General features: G+C 61.0%; 7 protein-coding genes and 1 other RNA gene. All 8 read right to left on the bottom strand.

Going from position 1 to position 7,966, the window contains the following annotated elements; genetic code table 11:
* Positions 1-762: 762 nt before the first annotated feature.
* Complete coding sequence (locus tag ACNA0J_RS29465) at positions 763-1,290, bottom strand: carboxymuconolactone decarboxylase family protein (RefSeq protein ID WP_415822568.1); 528 nt, start codon at positions 1,288-1,290, stop codon at positions 763-765.
* Between the two features lie 86 nt (positions 1,291-1,376).
* A complete protein-coding gene (locus tag ACNA0J_RS29460) occupies positions 1,377-2,174 on the bottom strand; it encodes an ABC transporter permease (protein WP_415809042.1) in 798 nt (265 codons plus the stop codon).
* Between the two features lies 1 nt (position 2,175).
* On the bottom strand, positions 2,176-2,985 hold the full coding sequence (locus ACNA0J_RS29455) for an ABC transporter ATP-binding protein (RefSeq protein WP_415822567.1): 810 nt from the start codon (positions 2,983-2,985) through the stop codon (positions 2,176-2,178).
* Positions 2,978-4,018, bottom strand: a complete 1,041-nt coding sequence (locus ACNA0J_RS29450; protein WP_415822566.1) for an ABC transporter substrate-binding protein — start codon at positions 4,016-4,018, stop codon at positions 2,978-2,980. Before ACNA0J_RS29450 ends, ACNA0J_RS29455 begins: the two co-directional genes overlap by 8 nt.
* A 162-nt stretch (positions 4,019-4,180) precedes the next feature.
* Complete coding sequence (recR, locus tag ACNA0J_RS29445) at positions 4,181-4,789, bottom strand: recombination mediator RecR (RefSeq protein ID WP_415822565.1); 609 nt, start codon at positions 4,787-4,789, stop codon at positions 4,181-4,183.
* Positions 4,790-4,872: 83 nt separating this feature from the next.
* A complete protein-coding gene (locus ACNA0J_RS29440; protein ID WP_415809038.1) occupies positions 4,873-5,199 on the bottom strand; it encodes a YbaB/EbfC family nucleoid-associated protein in 327 nt (108 codons plus the stop codon).
* 80 nt (positions 5,200-5,279) lie between these two features.
* A complete protein-coding gene (locus ACNA0J_RS29435; protein ID WP_415822564.1) occupies positions 5,280-7,637 on the bottom strand; it encodes a DNA polymerase III subunit gamma/tau in 2,358 nt (785 codons plus the stop codon).
* Positions 7,638-7,838: 201 nt separating this feature from the next.
* An RNA gene (ffs, locus tag ACNA0J_RS29430) (signal recognition particle sRNA small type) lies at positions 7,839-7,936 on the bottom strand.
* Positions 7,937-7,966: the final 30 nt, after the last annotated feature.

Raw genomic sequence — 7,966 nt, 5'->3', positions numbered from 1 at the left:
GTCTCGTACGGCCCCTTCGGGCCTTCCTACGACTTCCGCTCGCGCGACTCCGAGGCGCGCCAACACGGTCACTGCCCCGCTTCGACTCGCATCGTCTCTGATTCCCTCGTCGCTGGCACGAGCGGTCTACGTAGGCTTCGTAGGATCGGATTTTTGCAAGGATAAAATCTGGCAGGGCGGCTATTCATAGGCGCCTACTGGCGCGCCTATGAATAGCGTTCGTGATCTGCATGCGAAGGCTTTGGCATTGGCGATAAACAGACGATCTCTCGAGCGATGATTTCTCATAGATCAACAGAAGATCTTTCGAGCAACGATTTCTCATAAATCAGCAGACGACTGTTCGTACCACGACTTCGCGATATCCAAAGATGTGCGACGCATCTTCGCATGCATTAACTCTAGCCAAGCAGATCTTCCAACCAAGCACCACGCCACCCCGTCGCATGCCTGGACCGATAGCGATTCGCGTGTGCCCTGCAAGATCTTTCTCTTTACCATCAGAGCAACAAAAAAACGCCAAGCAGGAAACTCGTGCCAGCGGTGTGATGAGCTTGAATTACTGCGAGTCGAGCCGAGGCAATCGGGCCGTGGGGGCGCCTCAAAGCCGAGTGGAGCGGAAGTCGAAGGTAGCGCGAAGGCGCGGACGAGACGAGCGAACACGGTGTCCGGCCCCNGCGGGCCGGACCGGCTTTGTGAAGCCCCCACGGCCCGATTGCCTCGGCTCGACGTCCATAAGCACGCCACTCCCCGCGGAACAACTCACCGATGATCGTGCGAATGCACCTGCAGCGCCTCTAAAAAGCGCGACACCATGTTGTAGGCGGCCACTGTCGCGGTAAGCTCAACCATCAATTTATCACTGCCGACGGCTTGGCGTGCCGCATCGAATACCGGTTGCGGCACCTGAACGTTGCGCGTCATCGTGTCGGTATAGGCCAGCACTGCACGCTCTTTTTCCGAGAAAAGATCTGACGATTCCCATTGCTCGAGCGCGTCCAGTTGTGCCTGGCTGATGCCCTCGCGCAAAGCGATGGGAGCATGCTGATCTGCCTCGTACGGCGCGCCGTTGATAGCAGCCACACGCATGATGACGAGTTCGCGCAGATCACCCGGCAAGGTGCTCAATTGGCGAATGGAGGTCAGATAATTCAGCCAGCCGCCGGCTACGGCCGGGCTGTGCAGCAGCATCTGATACAGATGCAGGACGCTGCCACGCTCGGCAACGATGCGATCGACGAGAGGCTTTGCCTCTGGATGCGATAAATCCGCGTAAGAAAGACGTGCCATGATGCAATCTCCTAAAAAAACTCATGCAGGCAGCCGCAAGGCAAAAAAAGCCCCAAAAACCACGTGGCTCTTGGGGCGGATTCCGCTCAGATTTTTTCGGTCTCACCCGTTTTGGGCTGCCACTTCATCAATCGTTTTTCGCCGATGCCGACCAGATAGTCGAGCAACAGTGCAAAGGCCGTCAGCACCACGATGCCCGCAAATACCGTATTGACGTCAAACGTGCCCTCGGCCTGCAAAATCAGATAACCCACGCCACTGGCCGAGCCGAGGTATTCGCCCACGACTGCGCCGACGAACGCCAGGCCCACCGAGGTATGCAAGCTGGAAAACACCCAGCTCGTTGCCGAAGGCAGGTACACATGGCGCAGCAATTGACGGCGGCCTGCGCCAAGCATACGCGCGTTATCCAACAACGTCGGACTGACCTCGCGCACGCCTTGGTAGACGTTGAAGAACACGATGAAGAACACCAGCGTCACTGCCAGCGCGACCTTCGACCAGATCCCCAGGCCAAACCACATCCCGAAAATCGGCGCGAGAATCACGCGCGGCATCGAGTTGGCAGCCTTGATGTACGGATCAAGAATGGCACTGGCGGTATTCGACAGCCCCAGCCACAGCCCGAAACCCAAACCCGATATCGTGCCAATGAAAAACGCCAGCACGGTTTCCGAGAGCGTCACCCACAAATGGCGATAGATATCAGCGTCGGTAATGAACCATGCCCAGATGCGCTTGGAGACCTCGAGCGGTTGGCCAAAAAAGAATGCAACCTTGGGATCCAGCGATACGACGTACCACACGACGAGAATGACGGCCAGCAGCAACAGCTGCCAAAAGCGCAGGCTGAACGACGAGCCCGGTTTAGACAATTTCGACATATCAGGCTCGCTTTTGCTGGGCATAGCCCTTCAGAACTTCTTCACGCAACACGCCCCAGATCGCGGCGTGCAACTCCACAAAGCGCGGATGGGTACGCACTTCGGCCACGTCGCGCGGACGCGGCAGATCAATGGCGAACTCACCGATGGGATGCGTGCCCGGCCCCGCCGATAGCACCACCACCCGATCGCTCATCGCGATGGCTTCGTCCAGATCGTGCGTGATGAACAGCACGGCTTTGCGCTTGGCCATCCACAAATCGAGCACCTCGTTTTCCATCAACTGACGCGTCTGGATATCGAGTGCCGAAAAGGGTTCGTCCATCAAGATGATGTCGGGATCGCGAATCAGCGTTTGCGCCAGCATGGCGCGCTTGCGCATACCACCCGACATCTGGTGCGGATAACGTTCCTCGAAGCCGCCCAGGCCCACGCGCCGCATCCAATCACGGCCACGCTCCAGCGCCTCGGCGCGGTCTACACCTGCAAACTCCAAGCCGGCGATGACATTTTCCAAGGCGCTGCGCCACGGCAACAGCGCCTCGCCCTGAAACATGTAGCCGGCACGAGTATTGATGCCCTGCAAGGGTTGCCCGAAGACTTTGACCTGCCCCGACGACGGGCGCAACAAACCCGCCCCCACGTTCAGCAGGGTGGATTTGCCGCAGCCCGTAGGCCCCACGACCGAGACGAACTCGCCCGGTGCGATAGCCAAGGTCGTGTCCTGCACAGCGGTATAGCGTTTGTCTGCGCCATCGCGGGACACGAAGGTGCAAGTGATGTGGTCGAGTAAAAGTGCGGCGTCAGCCATTGGGGTATTTCTGGTTAGCACGTTGGGTAAATTCGTTGGTCCAGGCCTTCGACGGATCGATCTTGGAGGCGTCGAAACCCTTGACGTAGGCGGCCAATGCCTTCGTAGCGGTAGCGGCACCGTCCTCGGGAATCACGCCATCAGGCGAGAAGCCTTCTTTACTCTTTTCGAGCGCCGCCTTGTACACGTCGGGCTCTCCCAACAGATACTGGGTCGGCACCGTCTTGGCGATCTCATCGGCGCTGGCTTGCTGGAGCCATTTGTCGGCGCGCACGATCGCATTGGTCAATGCCTGCGTCGTGTTGGGATTTTCATCGAGAAAGACTTGCGGGGCATACAAGCTGCCCGCAGGCATGTTGCCGCCAAAGATAGCCTGGGTGTCTTTCAATGTGCGAGTATCGACGATGATGTCCATATCGCCGGCCAATGCGAGCATCGACACCACGGGGTCTGTATTGGACATCGCATCGATCTGGCCGCTGCGCAAAGCCGTCACTGCCCCCGCGCCAGCCCCGACGCCGATGAACGACACATCGCTATCGGTCAAGCCGTGTTGCGCCAGGAAGAAGCTGACCACCATGTTCGTCGACGAGCCAGGCGCGGTCACACCGATTTTCTTGCCTTTCAGATCGGCCGGGCTCTTGTAGTTGGGCACAGTCTTTTTCGAGACCCCGAAACCGATCATGGGTGCGCGTCCCTGCAGCGCAAAGGCACGATAGAACTGCCCCTTGGACTGCATGTGCAGCGTGTGCTCAAAGGCACCGGACACCACATCGGCGCTACCGCCCACGACGGCCTGCAGGGCCTTGGAGCCGCCGGCAAAGTCTGCAATCTTGACATCCAGGCCTTCGTCTTTGAAGTAGCCCTTGATCTCGGCAATACTGAGCGGCAGGTAGTAAATCAGGGGCTTGCCGCCCACGGCGATCTGCACGCTCGTTTTTTCTAATTTCTGGGCCCGCACAATGGCTGGCGCCATGCTCATCGCACCGGCCGCACCGGCCAGTTTGAGTAAATCACGACGAGTGATTGACATGGAGGGTCTCCTTTGCCGCTACGCGGCCTGTGTGTCCATTGCGGCCTGACTGGCCGTCACGTAATCATTATGCAGGGCCAAAACCGGGGCTCGGACGCGACCATGCCGATCACGCCAGCGAACACCTTGTTCGACCATCGCCGCAGCATCATACATCGGGAGCTATGCCGACTTGCGCTCCATCAGCGCCCAGGCGATCGTCCCCGCGTCGACATATTCCAGCTCGCTGCCGGCCGGCACACCACGTGCCAGACGGGTGACCTTGAGACCCTTGTCGGCCAGGACCTCGTTCAGGAAATGCGCGGTCGTGTCGCCTTCGGCCGTGAAATTGGTGGCCAGGATGACCTCCTGTACCACCCCGTCGGAGACCCGTTCGAGCAAACGATCGAAATCCAGCTCGCGAGGGCCAATGCCCTCAAGCGGCGCCACACGGCCCATCAACACATAGTACAAACCACGATAACCGTGACTGGCCTCGATCATATTTTGATCGGCCGGCGTTTCGACAATGCAGAGTAACGACGGATCGCGTTTGGGATTGGCACAGGTGGCGCAGATCTCGTCCTCGGTAAAGCTGTTGCAGCGCGCGCAATGACGCAGATTCTGCACAGCTCCTGCCAAGGCCCTGCCCAGCATATCGGCCCCCTGCAGGTCGTGCTGCATGAGGTGATAAGCCATCCGCCGGGCCGAACGCACACCGACGCCGGGCAGGCGGCGCAGCGCCTCGATCAACGAGACCAGCGGCTCAGGTTCAGGCAGTTGAGGATCCATCTCGGCCACAGAAACAACGAAAAGAAACGACGAAAAGCGGCAATCAGGCGCGCAAAAAATACGCACCCGCTCACCTGACAGGGTTAAAACGGCAGCTTCATTCCCGGCGGCAAGGGCATACCGGCCGTCACGCCGGCCATTTTTTCTTGCGCAGTGGCTTCGGCCTTGCGCAGCGCGTCGTTGAACGCCGCTGCTACGAGGTCCTCGAGCATGTCTTTATCGTCGGCCAACAGGCTCGGATCGATCTCGACACGCTTGACGTCGTGGCGGCAAGTCATGGAAACCTTGACCAGGCCACCGCCCGAAGCGCCATCGACGACGATGTCGGCCAGCGCGTCCTGGGCTTTTTTCATGTTTTCCTGCATCTGCTGCGCTTGGCGCATCAGACCAGCCAGTTGTCCTTTCATCATGATGGGAACGTCCTTGAATAGGGATAAAAATTTAACAGGTGTTTGGGTTCAAGAAGAGAACGACGACCTATTTACATTGATCATGCACGGGGTTCGACGGCCCGCACCGCGCTGACACGACCGCCGAAATCGGCTTTCAATGCCAGCACAAAGGGGTTGGCGTCTACTGCTTCCTCGGCCGCTTGTTGGCGCGCTGCTTTCTCGATCTGCGCCACGGCGTGGGCCGTGCCGTCGCCCGTCGCCCCGACCTCGATTTCCAAGCGCAGCCCTTGGCCGAAATGTTCGCATAGTACGGTTTGCAGACGCACGCGGCTTTCGCTTTCCGCCAGCGTTTTCACTGCGACGCGCAGTACGACGGCATCGCCCTGCACGCCCGACCATTCGCTTTGCCGAGCCAATTCCGCCGCCAGGCCGGTCACCGGTAATTTCGCCGCCAACGCCGGCCATTCGGTGGCCGACATATTGTTCAGGCTGGCGCCAGGCTGACGGGAGCGACGAGGCGGCGGTGCGGCAGGCCGGCGTGGCGCAGGCGCCAGGTCGGCCACCGGTGCTGATGTGGCCAGCGTCTCGAACTCATCGTCCGGATCGGCGGTGAACTCGGAGGCGGGCATGTAACCGCCCTCGGCCTCGTCCGGAATGTCTTCGTCCACCCAGGCTGGCGGCTCATCCGGGCGCTGCAGCGAGGCCTTGGCCTGCGTGTGAGCCGAGGACGGCGTCACTGCCAACGCAGCCGCGTGCGCCGCTTTGGCATCCGAGGCCGGGGCAGAGTCAGGCGTCGACGCGCTGCCCTGAGCTGATGGGGTCGCCACGTCCTGAGATTGAGTTTGAGCGGAATCCAGCGCTGGATCCGCGGCCGCAGGCAAGTCCTCCCACGGCGGAATGTCTTGTTCTGCGCGAATCGCAGCCGGCTGTGCCCCAGGCGTGGGAACCTGCTGTGCAGCAGCGCCCGTCGGAGCCGCCGGTGCGGAGGCAGTCTGAGTGCCGACCTGCGCAGACGGGGCCGCAGCAGGCTGACTCGGTGCTGAGGGTAGCGCGGCAGCACCAGACGACGCTGCAGGGGCCGGTGTAGCAGCACCAGGCGATACCGCAGGGGCCGGTGCGGCGGCGCCAGAAGCCGTGCTCAGTGCCGCACCTGATGCATCAGTATTCGATGTTGCGGCAGCTCCCTGCGCTACATCAACGGCCGGCTGTTCTGAACCAGTCGACACGGCGGCGCGAGGTGACTCCTGCACCGCGGTACTTGCCGCGACGGGCACTGAAGCGGCCTGCTGTGCTGCAGTGACGGCCCCCGAGGCGGTAGCAGATACTCCGCCCGCCGCTGGCGCAGGAGCCTGTAATGCCGTCTGCGGCCCTGCCTGCCCGTTCAGCGCCAACATACGCAAACAGGCCATGATGAAGCCCGCATGCTCATCCGGGGCGAGAGAAAGCTCGCTGCGGCTATGCACTGCTACGGAGTAAAACAACTGCACCGCGTCAGGGTGCAATAGGGTCGCCAAGCGTCCGATATCCCCAGCGAGGGGGTCCTCGGCCGGGGTCGCGCCAGGCACACGCTGCTCGATGGCGACACGCGATAGCAGCACCGCCAGATCGGCCAGCGCGCCCGCATAGGACAAGCCGCGCGTCGACAGTTCCTCGGCCACCGCCAGGACGCCTGTGGCCTCGCCCGCCGACAACGCCTCGAGCAGACGCACCAAATGGCGTTGATCGATCGTGCCCAGCATGCCGCGCACGGCATCCTCGGTCAGATTGCCCGCGCTGTAGGCGATCGCCTGGTCCGTCAGCGACAAGGCGTCGCGCATCGACCCGCCCGCCGCCTGTGCAATCAGGCGCAAGGCCGGTAACTCATTGCCGATGGACTCGTCTGCCAGCACCGCCTGCAAATGACCGACGATGGCGTCAGGCGGCATTTGTTTCAGGTTGAATTGCAGGCAGCGCGACAGCACCGTGACCGGGATTTTCTGCGGATCCGTCGTCGCCAGGATGAATTTCACATGGGGCGGCGGCTCTTCGAGCGTTTTCAGCATGGCGTTGAACGCATGCCCAGTCAACATGTGGACTTCGTCGATCATGTAGACCTTGTAACGGCCCGCGCCAGGCGCGTACACCGCCTGCTCGAGCAGCTGGGTCATTTCCTCGACGCCGCGGTTCGACGCCGCATCGAGTTCCAGGTAATCCACAAAGCGGCCGGCATCGATCTCGGTACACGCACGGCATTGGCCGCAGGGTCGAGAGGTAATGCCGGTTTCGCAATTCAGCGATTTCGCCAAAATGCGCGACAAGGTCGTTTTGCCTACGCCACGCGTGCCGGTGAACAGCCAGGCGTGATGCAGGCGCTGAGAGTCGAGCGCATGGGTCAGCGCGCGCACCACGTGGTCCTGGCCTACCAGGGTATCGAACGAACGTGGGCGCCACTTGCGGGCCAGTACCAGATAAGTCATGGTCGGATTGTAGAGCCAGTTATGCGCGCCTGCGCGCCCAAAAACAAAATGCCCCCCCACGCCGCGCCTTCGGCTTGCTGCCCCCAAGGGGCGTTTTTATCTTGGGGCGGCCCGGCGATAAAAAAGGGCGCCGCAACCAGCGCGCGAATTGCCCTGATGCTGACAATTCGTTCCGATTACGGCGCCCCCTTGGGGAAACCGGTTGACGAGCCTTACTCCGGCACTGATCCTAAACGACTATGGCTGCTTCGTTCCCGACCTGACCAGGTTCACCGCCGAACCATGCGAAGGGGCCCGTCAAATGAGATTCTAGCAGAGCGGCCGTGAGG

This window comes from Bordetella tumbae (genome assembly GCF_965139195.1).
In the GTDB taxonomy this organism is placed as follows: domain Bacteria; phylum Pseudomonadota; class Gammaproteobacteria; order Burkholderiales; family Burkholderiaceae_B; genus Bordetella_A; species Bordetella_A tumbae.
The sequence above is the reverse complement of the archived record's forward strand: the minus strand, read 5'-3'. Positions and strand labels throughout refer to the sequence as shown.